Below are 19,045 nucleotides of genomic sequence, written 5' to 3'. Positions count from 1 at the left end.
GTGCTACTTTTAAATAATACTTAGAATTTTTAATTCATTAACTTTCACTCAGAATTTTTTAAAATAATGATTGGAAATTTTAAGAAAATTGACATATATTTTATGAATCGGGTTGTTTATATCTTATTTTTCATTTTATTGACCCAAACAGATGTTTGTTCTCAATCTATGGATTATAGGTTGAATAATCTATCCACCATAAATGGTCTTTCCCAAAGTTCGGTTATCGCCATCCATCAAGATAATTTAGGCCAGATGTGGTTGGGCACGCGCGATGGGTTGAATAAGTATAATGGCCATAGCTTTACCATTTTTAGAAACAATCCAACGGATTCCCTATCCATAAGCAATAACGATATTCTATCAATTGAAGAAGATAATGAAGGCCATATTTGGGTGGGAACCTACAATGGGTTAAACTGCTACAATCCTATAAATAATACCTTTAAAAGGTTTTTCCATCAAAATGGCAAAAGCTCTTTGAGCAACAATACCGTTTGGTGTGTTAAGGAAATCCAGAACGACATTTGGATAGGAACGTCAAACGGACTCTCAATTTATAATAAAACCACCCAAAAATTCACAACCGTTTATCATTCGGGCACTGATGCTTCAAGTTTGTCCGATAATTATGTTTTAAGCATTTTAGAAACTAAAAACGGTGATATCTGGATTGGTACCGCCAAAGGATTGAGTAAATTTATAAGCAGAAAAAATGATGGGTTTAGGTTTGAAAACCACCATGCTTTAGAAAACCACCCCACGCTTTTTGTTCAGGATATTAAAGAAGACGCCAATGCAAATTTATGGATAGGAACAAAAAATTCCGGACTCATAAAATGGGATGCTGTTTCCAAAAAACTGGTATCATTTTTAAACGACGGGAAATTCGCTGAAATAGGAAAGGATGTTAGAGCACTTGATATAGACCACAAAGGCGCATTATGGGTAGGTACGTATGGCGGAATTAATGTTATAGAGCCTAACGGATTAAAGTTGAAAACCAATAAAACATCTAAACTTGATAAAGTTAAATGTGTATATACCGATAGAAATGGTTCGGTCTGGATAGGCACCTATTATAAAGGTGTTAATTTTTGGGATATTTCCAATATCAATTTTACCAATTTCAATCAAAATTCTGGTGATAGTTCATTAAGCTTTGATGCCATTGGGTCCATGGTAAGCGACCAAGATAAAAACATATATTTTGGTACCGAAGGTGGCGGTATTACCATACTTAACAACAAAACAGGAAAAACCAGTTATTTAACTACTAAAAACTCTAAAGGCTTAACCAGCGATAATATAAAGTCGTTATACCTTTCGGAAAAAGGCCTCCTTTGGATTGGCTCTTTTGTAGAAGGCATTTCAATTTATAACATACATACCCAAAAATTTGAAACGGATCAAGTAGATGAAAATCTGCAGAAGTTAATTCGGCAATCGGGTGTTTATGATATAAAACAAGGAACTGGAAACATACTATGGATTGGTACTTTTGGAAAAGGATTGATACGGTATGATACCAAAAACAAGACATTTCAAGAAATTGGAACAGGAAAAACAGGAAATGGATTTTTATCCAACAATAGAATTCGATCGGTCCTGGTCGATAAAAAAAATACCATTTGGGTGGGTACACAAAGTGGATTGAACCTAATAAAACCAAATGATCCTGACTTTAGATCATACAGGATTCAAACGTTTTTTTTTAATAATGAAGCGCTTTCGGGCGACGATATTTTATCTTTACATAAAGATAGCAATCAACGAATATGGGTGGGAATCAAAGGAAAAGGGCTATTTCTGTTCAACGGTAACTCTTTTGACAACATTGATTTAGGTGAAGGAAACATACAAATTACCTCTGTACATTCCATTTTAGAGGACACGAATAGAAACCTTTGGCTAGGCTCCAACCAAGGCATTATCAAATACAACCCCATTAAAAAAACGGTCATTATTTACGACCAAAGAGATGGCGTCATCAGTAATGAGTTTAACGATAATGCCAGTTTAAATTTAGGCTCTAACAACCTCTATTTTGGAGGGCCGGTGGGGGTTACATATTTTAATGCCAACAAAATTACAGTAAACAAATACGCACCACAAGTAGTGCTTACCGATTTTAAGGTAAAAAATGAGTCGGTACCTATAAATAGCGATTTAAATATTCTTAAAAAAAGTATCACATATACAAAGGAAATTACACTTAGTTATGATAAGGCCAATTTTTCCATAAGTTTCTCCATACCAAATTTTATCAATTCGGCAAACAACCGCTATGCTTACAGGTTGGTTGGGTTGGACAACCAATGGATAACAACCACAAATAACGAAGCAAATTATACCATTCAAAGTCCGGGAACATATCAGTTTGAAGTAAAGGGGGCCAACAACGATGGTATTTGGAACAATACCCCCACCATTTTAAAAATAGTAGTAAACCCCGCACCCTGGAGAAGTGCTTGGGCGCTATCCTTGTACGCGCTTTTATTGGGGTTGTCCATTTATGGGCTGATCTGGATCATGAAATCGAAGGCTCAATTAAAGTACGAACTGGAAATGGAACATATTGAAAGTGAACGCAACAAAGATGTAAACCAAGCCAAATTACAGTTTTTTACCAATATCTCGCATGAGTTCAGAACCCCGTTAACCCTCATTTTAGGACCCTTGCAACAAATCCTTTTAGACTACAATGGCAGCAATGCCATGTATAAAAAGTTATTGGTTATAGAGAGTAGCGCCAACCATTTATTGCGCCTTATTAACAGGTTGATGGATTTTAGGAAATTGGAAAACAACCAGTTTAGTTTAGAATCTGCCGAAGGGAACATTGTTAAGTTTTTACACGAAATATTTTTGTCATTTAGCGAATTTGCAAAGGATGGCGATTACACCTATACGTTCAATACCTCAGATGAAGAGATTTTAGTGTATTATGATCGTTATAAATTAGAGCGCGTGTTTTATAATTTAATTTCAAATGCGTTTAGATACACACCAAAAGGAGGTGCTATTTCAGTACATGTTTTAAAATTGGAAAATGACATTTTAATAGAAGTGAGCGATTCTGGTGTTGGTATTGCCGAAGAACATATAGACAAGATTTTTGATCGGTTTTTCGAGATCCCTATCCACAATAAACCACAGGAAAATTATAATAAGGGCACCGGTATAGGGCTTTCAATAGCTAAAAATATCGTGAAGCTCCATAAAGGCACTATTAAAGTTGAAAACAAAAAAGAACAAGGCGTTATTTTTACGGTGTCGCTTCCTTTAGGAAAAGAGCATCTTTTGGAAAATGAAATCCTGCAAAACTTCAAGATCAGTGATGATGTTACCCAATATGAATCCCAACTCATTACCAATGATGTTATCATTGAAGAAGATATAAACGATTTGGTAGTCAATGAAGAAAAATACACCGTATTGATTGTTGAGGACAATAAACCATTACGGTCTTTTATGAAGAACCTTCTTAAAAAGGATTATAACATTATGGAAGCCGAAAACGGAAAGGTAGCCATGAAAAAAGCCATTAAATATGTGCCGGATTTAATTGTAAGCGATGTGATCATGCCAGAAATGGTAGGTACAGAACTCTGTGCGAAAATAAAGGAAAACCTAAAAACCAGTCATATTCCGGTTATATTGTTAACCTCAAGAACCTCATTGGTTTATAAGTTTGAGGGCTTGGAAAGTGGTGCCGATGATTACATTAGCAAACCTTTCGATTTAAAAGAGTTTAAACTACGGATTAAAAACCTTTTGGAATCCACACAACGATTAAAGGACAAATTTTCAAACGAAAATAATTTTACTCCAAGTGAAATAACGGTATCTTCCTTAGATGAGGAATTGCTGAAAAAAGCCATTGGGATCGTAGAGAGCCATATTTCAAATGAACAGTTTGATATTCCATTTTTCTGTTCAGAATTGGGCATTAGTCGTACCATGTTGTTTACAAAAATAAAGGCTTGGACAAATTTTACGCCCAATGAGTTTATCCATGAAATCAGATTAAAAACGGCTGCTCAGCTTCTAGAGCAAAATAAAATCAACATTTCCCAAATATGCTATAAGGTCGGTTTCCGAAACCCTAAATATTTCAGTAAATGTTTTCAAAAAAAGTATGGCATAACACCTTCACAATACGCTAATAGGTTTTCAGTTTAATCTAAAGAATTCCTCGACGCTTTGCGTCGGGGTTTCCAATTGTACCTCCCCTTGGGGAAGGTCGGAATTGCCTTTTCGCTCCCGACGGTTCGGGGCCGGGTGGGGCAAAATACAATCCCGAAAGCTTTCGGGACGGTTTTTGGTCCCGGGGCCAAAATGAAACCGGCGAAACCTGTGATGAGCTCAGTCGAAGCATGCTTCTATGGCTCTGCCGAGGATAGTTGGTTTCAAGAAATTCTTTATTTATTTTTAGGACTACCCATTTAAGCCTCAAGGCATTGATTATCAGCGTTACTTTATGAATCTTAAAAACTTCCAAACCCACTGTAATTACCTTTAATAATTGGATTTCTTAATATTGTTATACGACCTATATGGGTAGTCTTATTCATTTTTTTTACCGACTTTTTTATTCAAATTGAAGTTTTTTTATTTTTTATTTCATTTTAACGATAAATTAACATATATTTGGAAAACCAATTTGGTAAACCAATTTGGTAAACCAAATAATCGATAGAGTTTAAGCTTCAATTTTAATCAAAAAAATAGAATAGCCAATGAAATAAAGCACTTGCAAAAGAAATAAAAACTTATATCTCTATAGCTCTTTAATAAACACTCTATTTTAATCATCAGAAATTAACATTTTACTTATAAAAATGCTGGTTCAGGATTTTTGAGGACTCTTGTTCGGATTATTAGGACACAATAAGTTTTTAAATTTTAGACAATGAAACTAAATCGAACTAAAATTAAAATAATACAATATTTCTTCATGGTAGTAATAATATCCATGAGCATATTAATTATCTGTTTTGGTTAAAAATTAAACAATAACTAAAAAAAATAAAAAAGAAAGTGATGAAACCAGACTAAAAGCAAAAAAAAAAGATGGATGTACGCTCTATTCCTTTGAACAAATTACAACTATTAGGAGAGAGAGAAGTAAAATTCACACAATCACATAATGAAAGAAAGATTACATAACAATATAATACAATTGATTTTATATTGGAATTTGCGTTTTCTATTTTCTAATAGATATAGACACATGATGCATAGATTTATATTTTGTCTATTTAATTAATTATTAATAACATAACACAAACACAAATGAATTTAAAGACTAAACTAATTTTAGTTGGAATATTGTTCTTCAATATTTCATTATTTGCACAGAACACATATGTAGTGTCTGGTACGGTATCGGATGCATACAATGTGCCAATTCCTGGTGTAAATGTAATTGTAGCTGGTACTTCAAGAGGAGCCGCTACAGATTTTGATGGAAAGTATCAGTTGGAAGTTAAATCCGGCGAAAAACTTAAATTTTCCTTTTTAGGATACGTTTCCCAAACGGTTGCCATTACAGGGCAAAAACAATTGGATATAACACTAGCTGAAGACGCTAGTTCGTTAGATGAAGTTGTAGTAATTGGGTACGGTGCTCGAAAAAAGAGTGATATTACAGGCGCAGTATCTTCAATAAAAGAAGAAGAACTTAACGCATTTCCTGTTTTAGACGCAACTCAAGCACTTCAAGGTCGTGCAGCCGGTGTAGTTGTTCAATCTAATAATGGTGGTGAGCCTGGGGCTCCTATAAACATAAAAATAAGAGGAAATACTTCTATTAATGCAAGTAGTTCTCCGCTTATTGTTGTAGATGGTTTTGTAGGTGCAAGTATGCCACAGGCCAATGACATTCAATCTATGGAGGTTTTAAAAGATGCATCAGCAACCGCTATTTATGGTTCTAGAGGTTCAAATGGTGTTGTTATGGTAACTACCAAAAAAGGTAAAAGTGGTAAATTATCTGTAGAACTTAATTCTAATTATTCTGTTCAAAATGCCTCAAATAGGCTAGATTTATTAAACGCAGATGAATTTGCAGCTTATCAACAAATAGCGAATCCTAGTTTTGTTCAAGGACCAGCAAATACAGATTGGCAAGACTTATTATATAGATCTGGAAGTATACAGAATCATCAATTTTCTTTTTCAGGCGGAACAGATAACATAAATTTTTATGCTTCTGCAAATTATTTTAAACAAGAAGGGATTATTATAAATTCTGGTTATGAAAGATTAACGTTCTTGTCTAATGTTGACGCGCAAGTAACTGATAAATTGAAATTAGGTATGAATCTTTTTGGTAGTAGAGGTGCTAAAGAAGGAGTTCCTACACAATCAACAGGTAATGATGGTATTAATGGTGGTGGAGACGATGTTATTTCATTAATGTTTAGATTTAGGCCTGATTATGGTGTGAAAGATGCAAACGGTTTAAATACAACTAGTGATGGTGTTGGTGATAATATTGATAATCCTTATGCCATTGCTACTGAAGCTGTAAATTCAACTAAAACAGATCAATTTAGGGCAAACTTATATGCAAACTATGATATCATAGAAAATCTTACTTTTAAAACTACTTTAGGTTATAGTACAACCAATGAAACTGTAGGATTTTTTAGACCATCAACATTAATTAATACTGCAGGGGGTGGTACAGGAGGAAAAGCATCTATATCAAACCTTAAACGTACAGACATTTTGAGTGAAAATTACTTGACTTATGATGCGGAAATAGGAAAAGGTAATTTAACCTTGTTAGCAGGTTATTCTTATCAAAAAACTACTTCAGAAAGATTTTCTGCAGGTGCTCAAAATTTTATTTCTAATAGTTTTTCTTATTATAATTTAAGCGGTGGTTCAGTTACTGTATTGCCTACTTCATCTTTAACAGAAGCAGAAATTCAATCTCAATTCGGTAGATTAAATTACGATTTCGATGACAAGTATTTACTAACAGCCACTGTAAGAAGAGATGGGGCATCCAATTTTGCTGCTAATGAAAAATATGCTATTTTTCCTTCTGGTGCTATAGGTTGGAAAATATCAAATGAAAACTTTTTAAAAGATCATGATAAAATTTCAAATTTAAAGTTAAGAGCGAGTTATGGTGTAACTGGTAACCAAGCAATTGATGCTTATAAGTCTTTAGCACGTTTTACTACTCTTTATACTACAATTAACGGACAAGTTGTAAATGCCGTTATTCCAGATCAAGCTGCTAATCCAGATTTAAAATGGGAATCTTCTTATCAAACAAATGTTGGTTTAGATTTAGGTTTATTCAATAATAAAGTTTCTCTTTCATTAGACTATTATAATATAGATACTAAAGATCTTCTTTTAGCAGATGCAAGTCAACCAGAATATCTTGGTTTTGCAACATTAGCAAGTATTAAAAATGTAGGGGAGATTAATAATAAAGGATTTGAAATTTCTTTAAACACAAAAAATATGTATACTGACAATTTTAGTTGGACTACAGATTTTAACTGGGCAACAAATAAAAATAAGGTTGTATCATTGCTTAATGGTATAGATGTATTTCAAGATGCTTCGCCAGGATATTTTAGCGTTGCACGTACGCATGTTTTAAGAGAAGGTGAAGCCGTTGGTGTTTTTTATGGCTATGAATATCGAGGTGTTTACCAAGGAGGTGCTTTACCAGCAGGTACAGCTCTAGCTAATGCTCCACTTAACCAAGCAGGAGACCCATTATTTACAGATATAGATGACAGTGGAACTATTAGTACTGCTGATCAAAAAATAATAGGAGACCCTAATCCAGATTGGACAATGGGTATTACAAACAACTTTTCTTACAAAAACTTCGATTTAAATATCTTTTTTCAAGGTGCTTATGGTGGAGATGTTTTTAATCTTACAAATGTGCAGTTGTATAATGGCGATTCAAATGCACTTAAAGATGTTTTAAATGCATGGACGCCAACAAATACAGACACCAACATACCTCGCGTTGTAGGTAGTAGAGGAAGAGAAATTTCTTCTCGCTTTGTTGAAGATGGAAGTTATATTAGATTAAAAAATATAGCTTTAGGTTATAATTTACCATCAGAGGTTACTGAAAAATTAGGTATGGATAATGTTAGGTTATCTATTAGTGCCCAGAATTTGTTAACTTTTACAAGTTACTCAGGTTTAGATCCTGAGGTAAGTTATTTTGGTTCTGGTGGAGGAAATACCGGATCAGGTAATACAACTCAAGGTTTTGATTTTGGGAATTACCCAACTATTAAATCTGTGAATTTTAGCCTTAATGTAAAATTTTAATAATTAATTTAAAAAAAAATATAATGAAAAAATTTAAATATTTATTCTTATTGATAGGAGTATCAATAGTAGGATGTTCAGATTTAGAAGAAAATCCTGTAGGTTTATTAGCTCCAGAAGGTTTCTTTAAATCTACATCAGATATACAAACAGCAGTAAATGGTGCTTATGGACACATGCTTCATAGATTTTTCATGTCCAGAGAGATGTCAATGTCACTAATGTTGGCTAGTGATATGGTAGATCTTAATGTTAACGTTACAAATGCTGAAAGAGTTCAGTTTAATAATGTGGGTGTTCTAGCTGATAATGCAAATATTGAAGTTTATTGGCCAAAATGTTATCAAATTATTGGTGCTGCCAATCAAGCTATTGCTGGTGCAAAAGATGTAAATGTAGCGGATGAAATAAAAAATCCGATTGTAGCACAAGCTTATTTTGCAAGAGCATTTGTGTACTTTCATTTAGTAAGACAATTTGGAGATATTCCTTATTTAGACGCTCCAGTAACCAATATACAAGCGGCAAGTTCTATAAGTAAAACTTCAGTTGCTGATGTATATACAAATATTATTGCAGATTTAGAGTTTGCAAAAGAATGGTTGCCAAATACACAGGCAGGGAGATCTATTCCTGCTAAATCTGCAGCTAGTGCTTTTTTGGCGGACGTGTATTTGACTATGGCAGATTTTCCAAAGGCCTATGCAGAAGCTAAAGATATTATCGATAAAGAAGGGATTTATAACTTAGGTTTAGAACCAGATTTTCAAAATTTATTCGATTTTTCTAAACAAGATGCCTCTAAAGAACCAATATTTGTATTAGATTTTTTCGGAGCTTCCGATGGAGATCAGGGTAGAAATTATCAAGCACCATTTACAGGTATTAGAGCCGATGAGCAGTATGGTTATGGTGGAGGTTGGTCCGTAGAGGTTCCTTCAATGGCTGTATATGACACTTGGAATGACTTAGATTATAGAAAAGCAGTTAGTTTTGATGCTACAGGAGTTTTTGGCGGTGTGGTACACCCTTATACCGATTTCACAAATTTTTACGCTGCAGGTGTAAATCGTCCACATATTGCAAAATATAATCGTGGTGCAGGACCATCTGCTGAAGGAAATGGTAGAACGACAAGTTTAAATTATACAATGATGCGTTATGCAGAAGTTTTATTGATTGCTGCAGAAGCATTAAACGAAGTAACTCCAGGTACTACAGAGGCAGATGGCTATGTAAATAGAGTAAGAACCAGAGCCAGAAATGTTACAGGAACGTTTCCTGCTAATGTTACTGCGGGCATGTCTAAAGATGCTTTTAGAACCATGGTTCTAGAAGAACGTAGATTGGAGCTTGCCTTTGAGTTTAAAAGATGGTATGACATAGCTAGAAGAGACATGGGATCTTCAACGGGAGGTGACGTATTTGGAGCTTCAGGTTTAGAAGGAGCAAAACCAAATTTTAATACAACAAGAAATTATTTGTTTCCATTGCCGGCAAATGAATTAGTGAGAAACCCAAATTTATTACCTCAAAACCCTGGGTATTAATTTATGAGTTTAGTTTGAGTTAGTTTATTTAGTTTTTGAATTTACTGGCCTGATTTTCAGGCCAGTATATTTTTATTTCAAAAATTAAAGAATTTTCCGCAATTTATTTGACTATTAATTATTATTGCTAAAATTATTTAAAATGAAAAAAAATATAACAACTATGCTATTTCTGTTATCGTTGATAATAACAATGCATGCTCAAGAAATTCCAATTGAAAATTTAAATACACAATTACATGAAAATACACTCCAATATTCCAAATCAATTTTAGATAATGAAATTAAAGGAATTCATGTTGCGCATATTGCAATTACAGGTGAAAATGCCATTTTGGATTCTTCTAAAGAAGGCTATAAAACAATTTACTTGTTTGTAGAAGGTAAGGGAAATGTAATGGCGGCTAATAAAAGTTATGAGATTGTTCCAGAAACTATCTTATTACCAAATGTAGTTAAAGAAATTGCAATTAAAACAGCTAAAAACGATACGCTTCACTATTTGAAAATATCAAGTAAATTAACAGATCAAGACCTTCTAGATTTAAAAGAATTTCCAGCAAAAAACACGCAAAATGTGTATTATGCTAAATTCACAGATTGCAAATCATATACAGAACCGATTAAGAGCCCTAATACAATAAGTAGAACCATACTGCCTAATAAATACATTCCTAGAATAGCTATGGGAACGGTTCAAACAAAAGGTCCCGATAAAGTTGGTTTTCATGAGCACCCCATGCTAGAACAACTATTTTTAGGTTTATCAAAAAACAATAGTGTTGTTTATGCCGATGATGCTAAAGTAGGATTTCCAGAATATTCGGTGCTTCATATACCATTAGGTTCAAGTCACTCGGTTTCTGTTGAAAAAGACGAAGTCATGTATTATGTTTGGATGGATTTCTTTTTAGATAAAAAAGGTGAAGAATGGCTAAAAACACATAATGTAGATGATGATAATTAGTTGCTACTTAAAATTAGATTAAAAAGTGCGGCTCAATTTTTAGAGTAATATAATATTAACGTCTCAAGAATGTTATAAAGTTGATTTTAGAAACTCTAAATATTTCATTAAGTGTCACCAAGAAAAGTATGGTGTTATACCTACAAACTATAAAATAGGTTTACTTCAAAAATTAAAATATTTTAGTATTTTGTGCCTAAAAATAGTCTGTTTCGGATTTTTGCACACCTATTTTAGAACTTTCACTTCCTAAAAGTTTGCTACATTTGAAACATGAAACTAAATAATTATAAATTAAGTTTCTTTCAGATTTTTTATGATAATTTATTTGATTTCCAGATAAATTAAACTAAAAATGAAATGGACGTTTACAAACAAAAAAATTAAAACATTTAATTTATGAATTTAATTAAAATTGGTTGCTTTGTTTTTGGTGTTACTGCACTGTTATCTAGCTGTAAATCTAATGTCAAAATTGAAGACGAAAAGACTATCGATGTACTTTTGCAGCATCGTTATACCAAACTTTTAGAATACCCTATAGATTCTTTGTCGTTTCCACGCAGTATGACCGTTAAAACCGGTAATATTGAAAAAGTCCCTTCAAGTGATTGGACCAGTGGTTTTTTTGTTGGAAACCTTTGGCAGTTACACAAACTCACAGGAAATGCTGCCTATAAAGAACGTGCCGAAAAATGGAATGCTTTTATTGAAAAAGAAAAATTCAATGACAAAACCCATGATATCGGTTTTAAAGTGTTTTCTAGTTTCGGACAAGGTTTGACAGTAGAAGATGATAATCAGGACTATAAAAACATCATTGTTCAAAGTGCAAAAACCTTAAGTACGCGTTTTAACACAACAGTAGGTGCCATACGGTCTTGGGATTTTAATAAAGATGTATGGGAATTTCCGGTGATTATAGACAATATGTTGAATCTGGAATTGTTGTTTGAGGCAACAAAAATTTCTGGTGATAGCACCTACCATAACATAGCGGTGCAACATGCCAACACCACCTTAAAAAACCATTTCAGAAAAGATAACAGTACCTACCACGTGGTGGTTTACGACACGATTACCGGTAAACCGAAAGATAAAGTGACGCACCAAGGGTTTAATAATGAATCGTCCTGGGCAAGAGGTCAGGCATGGGCAATCTATGGATACACCATGGGGTATCGTTATACCAAAGACAAAGCATATCTAAATCAGGCAGAAGCCACGGCAAATTTCTTTATCAATCACAAAAACCTGCCCGAAGATGGCATTCCTTATTGGGATTTTAACGATCCTAGTATTCCAAATGCACCTCGCGATGTATCAGCTGCAACCGTTGTGGCATCAGCATTCATAGAGTTATATGGTTTTACTAAAGATGATAAATACTTAAATTATTCCAAAAAAGTTTTAAATTCATTAAATTCATCAACATATATATTAAGTTCCGAAGTAAATGGGCCGTTTATTTTAGATCACAGTACAGGAAATTGGCCAAAAAATGATGAAATTGACGCACCCATTGTATATGCCGATTATTATTATTTAGAAGCTATTTTACGAATGAAAGCACTTTAAATTCCATGAAAAATTATTATTCCAGTTTTAAATATCCATTAATACATATTGCCTTATTGCTATGTATAAGTTTTGTTAATGCCCAAACTTTAACGGATTCCCACCGTAGCAAACTAAACATCAATAACGATTGGTTGTATGTGGAAAACGATTCCAATAGTTTAAGCGACGTTCAAAACATTAAAAATTGGACCGCTGTTCATTTGCCACATACATGGAACAATGAAGATGCTACCGATTTAGAACCTGGTTACCGTAGAAGTGGCAGTTGGTACAAAAAAAACATAGAAATGGCCGTGATAGATAAAAACCTGTTGTACCAATTGTATTTTGAGGGATCGAACATTACCACTAAAGTTTATGTAAACGGCAAAGATGCTGGCGGACATATTGGGGGCTATATTGGCTTTACCATTGATATTACAAAATATATTAAAAGTGGTAACAATGAAGTTTTGGTACGGGTTGATAATAGCTATGCCCCTGAAATAATCCCTTCCCAAAAAAGCGATTTCTTTATTTTTGGCGGTATAACACGCGATGTGTGGTTGCTAACCATGGAAAGAACACATATTGGCAACTTGAAAATAACAACCCCAAATGTGAGTGCCAATAAGGCCTCTTTAAAAATTACTGCGACCATTGAAAATTTGAATACTTCAAATGGTTTTCAATTAAAGGCGACATTGAAAAATCCAGAAGGAAAGGTGGTGGCGACAAAAACTTCAAAAGTGAGTGCCCATACTGAAATATTGTTTCTGGAAATAAAAAATCCCCAGTTATGGGATACAAAAACGCCCCATTTATATGCCATTACAGTTTCTTTAATGGAGAATAAAAGTGTTAAGGATGAAATGGAAGATAAAGTAGGGTTTCGTTGGTTCGAATTTAAACACTACGGGCCTTTTTATTTGAACGGGAAACGATTGCTTTTAAGAGGGACACATAGGCACGAAGAACATGCAGGCGTTGGTGCAGCCATGAGCAACAAGCAGCACAGGGCAGATATGGAATCCATTAAAGAAATGGGCGCCAATTTTGTGCGTTTGGCGCATTATCCGCAAGATCCCGAAATTTATAAAGCCTGCGATGAGTTAGGGTTGCTGGTTTGGGATGAATTGCCATGGTCTCGCGGGGGTGTTGGAAACGATGTTTGGAAAACCAATACAAAAAACATGCTTTCGGAAATGATCCATCAAAATTACAACCATCCCAGCATCATAATTTGGTCGTTGGGGAATGAAATGTATTGGTTACCGGATTTTGAAGACGGCGATAATACAGAAAAAATGAATGCTTTTTTAACCGAGCTGAATGATATGGCACACCAATTGGACCCATCGCGTAAAACAGCCATCAGAAAATATTACGAAGGCGCCACTATTGTTGATGTATTTTCGCCATCCATTTGGTCGGGTTGGTATTCGGGCAGTTATAAAAGTTATCAAAAAGCAATAGATACTTACAAAAAAGAATATAAGCATTTTATTCACGCCGAATACGGTGGTTCCAGTCAGGTAGGGCGCCATAGTGAAAACCCTATTACAGGTGAAGGTCAAATACAATCTGATGGATGGGAAGAAGCCATTGTACAAACCGATGTGGCTAACATTGCCCAAATAGGCGATTGGAGCGAAAATTATATAGTCGATTTATTCGATTGGTATTTGCGTATCTCAGAATCAGATTCCACATTCGTTGGAAACATTCAATGGGCATTTAAGGATTTTGGAACGCCTTTACGCCCAGAAAATGATATTCCGTACATGAACCAAAAAGGGTTAATGGATAGAAACGGAAAACCAAAGGATGCCTATTATGTGTTTAAAAGTTATTGGGCTGAAAAACCCTTTGCATACATAGAATCACACACCTGGACAGAGCGCGAAGGACCGCAAGACACTCCAAGAACCATCAGTGTGTACAGTAATTGCAATAAGGTAACATTTTACCATAATGGAAAATCGCTAGGAGAAAAACAAAAGGATATGTCAAAATTTCCTGCTTCGGGTTTAACATGGGATGTGAACTTTTTAGAAGGTAAAAATAATTTGGTAGCTGTAGGAGTTTCCAAAGCAGGTGAAAAAGTTTCAGACACTTTGGTTGTAAACTATCGCTATAAAAAGAATGCGGCAGCAAACGATTTAACCTTATCATACAAAAAACTGGATAACGGGCATTATTTGGTTACAGCAACCGCGGTCGATAAAAATAATATGCGTTGTTTGGATTATGAAGACCGTGTTTATTTCCAATGTTTGTCTGGTGGGGAAACCTTAAAAAACCAAGGCACACCAACGGGTTCAGAATCCATAAAAATGGCAAATGGACAAGCGAGCATTGAAGTGATCCCAAACGGCACCCAAAAAATGGTGATGATGGTTATCAATCAGAGTTTCAAGGGTACGTATCTAACCATAAACCCTTAAAATAATTTCAGGCTGTTTCTTTAAAAGTTAAACTAACTCTGAATAAGCAGATTGGTTTGCTGTACTTCTTCCGCCTTGTGGCGAATTACAAAAAGCCCGTAACCTCAACCACAGCACCAACCTGCATGTTGTTTAAGTCAATATTGCCTACCCGAACCCGAACCAGCCTTAAGGTAGGATAACCGACTGCCGAAGTCATTTTTCGCACCTGCCTAAACTTACCCTCGTTCAAGGTTATGGATATCCACGAAGTTGGTCCGTGCCTATCATCCCTAATTTTTTGGGAACGTGTGGGCAATTCCGGAATAGCATCTAATTTAAAAACCTTGCAAGGTTTCGTTTTATATTTCTTCCCTTCAAAACCAATTTCCACACCTTTGGATAATTGCGCAATAGCATTCATGGAAATTTCTCCGTTCACTTGGGCATAATATTCTTTATCCACTTTTTTGCTGTTTACAAAATCGCTCATTTTACCATCGGTAGTAAGCAATAACAAGCCTTCTGATTTTTCATCCAAACGTCCAATAGGCATGGTTCCTTCAGGAAAATCACCTAACAAACCTAAAAACTTTTTTGATTGCTGCTTGGTATCGTTACTGGCAAACTGGCTTAAATAACCGTAGGGTTTGTAGATTATAAAGTGTCTGTGCATGGTGTACGTTTTTAGGCAATGCTAAGAAACTCCTTTTTAAGTCTAAAAAAGACCTCACAGGTGGGATGTCAAATTTGAAGTATCCAAAATTTAAAATTCCGTTCTCTTTTTTATCTTCAATAATGAATTTAAAAATGACCTAAAGCCTTTATTTTACTAACTTTTTAGGTTTTAAACACCGAAAAAGTTTAAGAAACAGAACGAACGATTTTTTATGAATACGCACAAATTTGACACCCCACCTGTGAGGTCTAGATACTATACGCTCCCTTTCAAAATACTATAAACCAGTTCTTTGGTAGGTTTCTGTCCGTTTATTTTTTCTCTAACCACCTCAAAATTCACTTTAAAATCGCAACCCGATTTGTAGTTGCTGCAACCGTAAGCAGTATGCCCTTTAATAACCGTTCCTTTTTTGCATTTCGGACAGGTTAAAGGTTCTTCAGCCCTGACAGGTTTATTATTTTTAGATTCAAATTTAAGTTTGAAATTTTCATCAAAACGCAACAAGCCTTCCACAGTGCCTGTGCTTATTTTGAAGTCTTTTAAATTGACGGTCGACCCTTTTTGGAGCAATCTCATATATTGGTTCTCCGATATTTTTTTCTCTGCGAACATAAAGGGCAACACAAAATCGCATCCCGATTTATAATTGCCACAGCCATAAGCCGATTTCCCTTTTATAAGGGTTGCTTTTTTACATTTCGGACAAACCTCGGCCAAAATACCTGCCGCTTTCTTTTTCCCTGCGTTGGCTTCCCGTTTTTTAATGGTTGCCGCATGCGATATATTGGCACGCACCGTTTCGCTACGTACTTCGTACACCAAAGCATCCACCAAGCGTTTCATATTGTTTATAAAGGCACCCGCAGTAAACGTCCCCTTTTCAATATCCTTTAATTGCTTTTCCCATGAACCCGTTAGTTCTGCCGATTTCAATAAATCATTCTGAATGGTATCTATCAATTGAATGCCCGTTTGGGTTGGCAATACCTGTTTTTTATTTCGGATGATGTATTTACGCTTAAAGAGTGTTTCAATAATATTGGCGCGGGTTGACGGACGCCCAATACCGTTTTCTTTCATCAAATCGCGCAACTCTTCATCGTCCACTTCTTTTCCTGCGGTTTCCATCGCACGTAACAACGAGGCTTCCGTAAACTGATTGGGTGGTTTGGTTTCCTTTTCTAAAAACGAGGGTTCGTGCGGTCCTTTTTCACCTTTTATAAAAGTGGGTAATACATCGGCTTCTTTTTCTTTGGTATTTGGGTCTTCAAAAACTACACGCCAACCCTTTTTTAATATCTCTTTTCCTGTTGTTTTAAACACTACGTCTGCTGCTTTTCCAATAACGGTGGTGTTTGCCACATCACAATCCTCATAAAACACGGCGATAAAACGCTTTACAATAATATCGTAAACTTGTTGCTGGTTGTATTGCAAGTTACTTTGCATGCCGGTTGGAATAATGGCATGGTGATCGGTCACTTTTTTATCGTTGAAAACCTTGGTCGATTTTTTAATCTTTTTTCCTAAAAGTGGCTGTGTTAAGGTCGCATAATTTGTTAACTTTTGAAGAATGCCCGATACTTTTGGATATACATCGTTTGGTAAAAAAGTCGTATCTACTCTTGGATAGGTAATTAGTTTTTGCTCATACAAAGTTTGAGCAATTTTAAGTGTTTCATCTGCCGAAAATCCAAACTTATTATTACAATACACCTGCAACCCTGTTAAATCGAATAGTTTTGGGGCAAACTCATTGCCTTTCTTTTTTTCGATGGACACAATTTCAAAATCACTTTCTTTAACTTTATTAGCTAATAATTCGCCATCTTCCTTATTTAAAAAACGTCCTTCTTCGTAGCTAAAAAGCGTATGGCGGTACATGGTTTGCAATTCCCAGTAGGGTTGCGGCTTAAAATTTTCAATCTCTTTAAAACGGTTGACTACCATGGCCAACGTTGGGGTTTGCACACGTCCAACCGACAACACTTGTTTGTAACCGCCATGTTTTACGGTGTACAAACGGGTGGCATTCATGCCCAAAAGCCAGTCGCCAATGGCTCTGGAAAACCCTGCATAGTATAAATTATCGTAGTTTGCCGATGGTTTTAAGTTTTCAAAACCTTCTTTGATGGCTTCAGTGGTTAATGAAGAAATCCACAAGCGTTTAACCTCACCTTTGTAGTTGGCTTCGTTCATTACCCAACGCTGAATAAGTTCTCCTTCTTGCCCCGCATCCCCGCAATTGATGACCATTTCGGCTTTGTCAAATAAACTTTTGACTATTTTAAACTGCTTTAAAATTCCCGAATTTGAAACCACTTTCGTCTCAAATTTTTCTGGGAGCATGGGTAAATTATTTAAATCCCAGCTTTTCCAATAGGGCTTATAATCGTTGGGTTCTTTCAACGTGCATAAATGCCCAAAGGTGTAAGTTACTGCATAACCATTCCCTTCAAAATACCCATCACGTTTGGTAGTAGCTCCTAAAACGGAGGCGATTTCGCGGGCTACACTTGGTTTTTCGGCAATACAGACTTTCATTTTAAATCACTTTTTTGAATGCTGCAAAATAGGAATTTAGAAGTTGGTTTTAAAAAGGAATTGTTAGGAGTTATTAACGGAAGGGCTATTTATTTTCAGAAATTAATTTACTTACTTCGTTTTTAAGTTTTGGAAGGTGATTTATAAGTATCGACCAAATGTTTTCATCTGAAACATTATCATAAGCATGAATGACTTGGTTTCTTAAACCTATAATTGATTTAGCATCCGAGATTTTATCTTTAAAAGAAACATCACGATTTAGAATCCTGTTAACAGCCTCTCCTCTTATTTCTAAATCTCTTTCAATGGCTCTTTTAAGCATCATATTTTTCTTATAATCAGAAAAATCCATTTTTCCACCTTCAAAATAAGAATCGATTTCTTTTATTGCAAAATCAATATCATAAATCCACTTTAAAATTCTTTCATCCATAAATTAGCTCTTTACTCTTATTTATGGAATTAATTAAGATGGGGTTCTTTAATGTTTGCTCTTCTACTAAATCGATATCTCTTTTAAATAGTTTTCTTAATTTTTCTTTGAATGCCATATAATTTTCAAAGTATAAACTTAAATCGGAAGTATTAAAACTTACTAAAAAATCGATATCACTTTTATCATTAAAACTTTCGTTGGTAGCAGATCCAAATAGATACAGTTTTTCTACCTTATGTTTTTTACACAAGGATTTTAATGTTTGGATATTTTTTTCTTTTAGTGGCATCTTGTCAAAGGTAACAAAAAAATAGCTGCTATTTAAAGCTACAAAAGCGGTTTTTGGGCAATGCGAGTTTTCATTTAATCGATTCTAATTTAGAAGCTTATTTGTAAGTGTCTGCTAAGTACATGGCAAAAATTAATTTTTAGAAATAAACTACTGGTAATTTTCAGGATAATCAAGACCTCACAGGTGGGGTGTCAAATTTGAAGTATCTAAAATTTAAAATTCCGTTCTCTTTTTTATCTTCAATAATGAATTTAAAA

Annotated in this window: 10 protein-coding genes; 6 read left to right on the top strand and 4 right to left on the bottom strand. The window is 34.8% G+C overall.

All coding sequences use genetic code 11. From position 1 onward, the window contains the following. Positions 1-66: 66 nt before the first annotated feature. The 6 genes from ACU1LP_RS07590 to ACU1LP_RS07565 all read left to right on the top strand — a co-directional run bounded on the left by ACU1LP_RS07590 (position 67) and on the right by ACU1LP_RS07565 (position 14,852). On the top strand, positions 67-4,185 hold the full coding sequence (locus tag ACU1LP_RS07590; protein WP_445735967.1) for a two-component regulator propeller domain-containing protein: 4,119 nt from the start codon (positions 67-69) through the stop codon (positions 4,183-4,185). 1,113 nt (positions 4,186-5,298) lie between these two features. Next, on the top strand, positions 5,299-8,328 hold the full coding sequence (locus ACU1LP_RS07585) for a SusC/RagA family TonB-linked outer membrane protein (protein ID WP_445735966.1): 3,030 nt from the start codon (positions 5,299-5,301) through the stop codon (positions 8,326-8,328). A gap of 23 nt (positions 8,329-8,351) precedes the next feature. Next, positions 8,352-9,878, top strand: a complete 1,527-nt coding sequence (locus ACU1LP_RS07580) for a RagB/SusD family nutrient uptake outer membrane protein (protein WP_445733980.1) — start codon at positions 8,352-8,354, stop codon at positions 9,876-9,878. A 142-nt stretch (positions 9,879-10,020) separates the two neighbouring features. Beyond that, positions 10,021-10,845: a cupin domain-containing protein gene (locus tag ACU1LP_RS07575; protein ID WP_445733981.1), complete on the top strand. Its 825-nt coding sequence runs from the start codon at positions 10,021-10,023 to the stop codon at positions 10,843-10,845. Positions 10,846-11,244: 399 nt separating this feature from the next. Then, positions 11,245-12,423 (top strand): glycoside hydrolase family 88 protein, encoded by a 1,179-nt coding sequence (locus tag ACU1LP_RS07570; RefSeq protein ID WP_445733982.1) that lies wholly within the window; start codon positions 11,245-11,247, stop codon positions 12,421-12,423. 5 nt (positions 12,424-12,428) lie between these two features. Beyond that, positions 12,429-14,852 carry a glycoside hydrolase family 2 protein gene (locus ACU1LP_RS07565; protein ID WP_445735965.1) on the top strand — a complete coding sequence of 808 codons (2,424 nt, stop codon included), beginning with the start codon at positions 12,429-12,431 and terminating at the stop codon, positions 14,850-14,852. An 85-nt stretch (positions 14,853-14,937) separates the two neighbouring features. Here ACU1LP_RS07565 and ACU1LP_RS07560 read toward each other — a convergent pair whose 3' ends face one another. From ACU1LP_RS07560 to ACU1LP_RS07545, 4 genes are all read right to left on the bottom strand, one after another. Then, complete coding sequence (locus tag ACU1LP_RS07560; RefSeq protein ID WP_445733984.1) at positions 14,938-15,507, bottom strand: pseudouridine synthase; 570 nt, start codon at positions 15,505-15,507, stop codon at positions 14,938-14,940. Between the two features lie 258 nt (positions 15,508-15,765). After that, on the bottom strand, positions 15,766-18,057 hold the full coding sequence (locus ACU1LP_RS07555; protein WP_445735964.1) for a DNA topoisomerase 3: 2,292 nt from the start codon (positions 18,055-18,057) through the stop codon (positions 15,766-15,768). 85 nt (positions 18,058-18,142) lie between these two features. Further along, entirely contained in the window at positions 18,143-18,493 is a 351-nt protein-coding gene (locus ACU1LP_RS07550; protein WP_445735963.1) for a HepT-like ribonuclease domain-containing protein, read from the bottom strand. Then, positions 18,486-18,785: a nucleotidyltransferase family protein gene (locus ACU1LP_RS07545; RefSeq protein WP_445735962.1), complete on the bottom strand. Its 300-nt coding sequence runs from the start codon at positions 18,783-18,785 to the stop codon at positions 18,486-18,488. The genes ACU1LP_RS07550 and ACU1LP_RS07545 overlap by 8 nt, the downstream gene beginning before the upstream one ends. Between the last annotated feature and the right edge of the window lie 260 nt (positions 18,786-19,045).

The sequence above is a fragment of the Mariniflexile sp. genome (genome assembly GCF_052728615.1).
The sequence above is the reverse complement of the archived record's forward strand: the minus strand, read 5'-3'. Positions and strand labels throughout refer to the sequence as shown.

Coding starts and splice junctions, on each gene's coding strand:
- ACU1LP_RS07590 (WP_445735967.1), top strand. CDS start 67: ATGATTGGAAATTTTAAGAAAATTGACATATATTTTATGAATCGGGTT.
- ACU1LP_RS07585 (WP_445735966.1), top strand. CDS start 5,299: ATGAATTTAAAGACTAAACTAATTTTAGTTGGAATATTGTTCTTCAAT.
- ACU1LP_RS07580 (WP_445733980.1), top strand. CDS start 8,352: ATGAAAAAATTTAAATATTTATTCTTATTGATAGGAGTATCAATAGTA.
- ACU1LP_RS07575 (WP_445733981.1), top strand. CDS start 10,021: ATGAAAAAAAATATAACAACTATGCTATTTCTGTTATCGTTGATAATA.
- ACU1LP_RS07570 (WP_445733982.1), top strand. CDS start 11,245: ATGAATTTAATTAAAATTGGTTGCTTTGTTTTTGGTGTTACTGCACTG.
- ACU1LP_RS07565 (WP_445735965.1), top strand. CDS start 12,429: ATGAAAAATTATTATTCCAGTTTTAAATATCCATTAATACATATTGCC.
- ACU1LP_RS07560 (WP_445733984.1), bottom strand. CDS start 15,507: ATGCACAGACACTTTATAATCTACAAACCCTACGGTTATTTAAGCCAG.
- ACU1LP_RS07555 (WP_445735964.1), bottom strand. CDS start 18,057: ATGAAAGTCTGTATTGCCGAAAAACCAAGTGTAGCCCGCGAAATCGCC.
- ACU1LP_RS07550 (WP_445735963.1), bottom strand. CDS start 18,493: ATGGATGAAAGAATTTTAAAGTGGATTTATGATATTGATTTTGCAATA.
- ACU1LP_RS07545 (WP_445735962.1), bottom strand. CDS start 18,785: ATGCCACTAAAAGAAAAAAATATCCAAACATTAAAATCCTTGTGTAAA.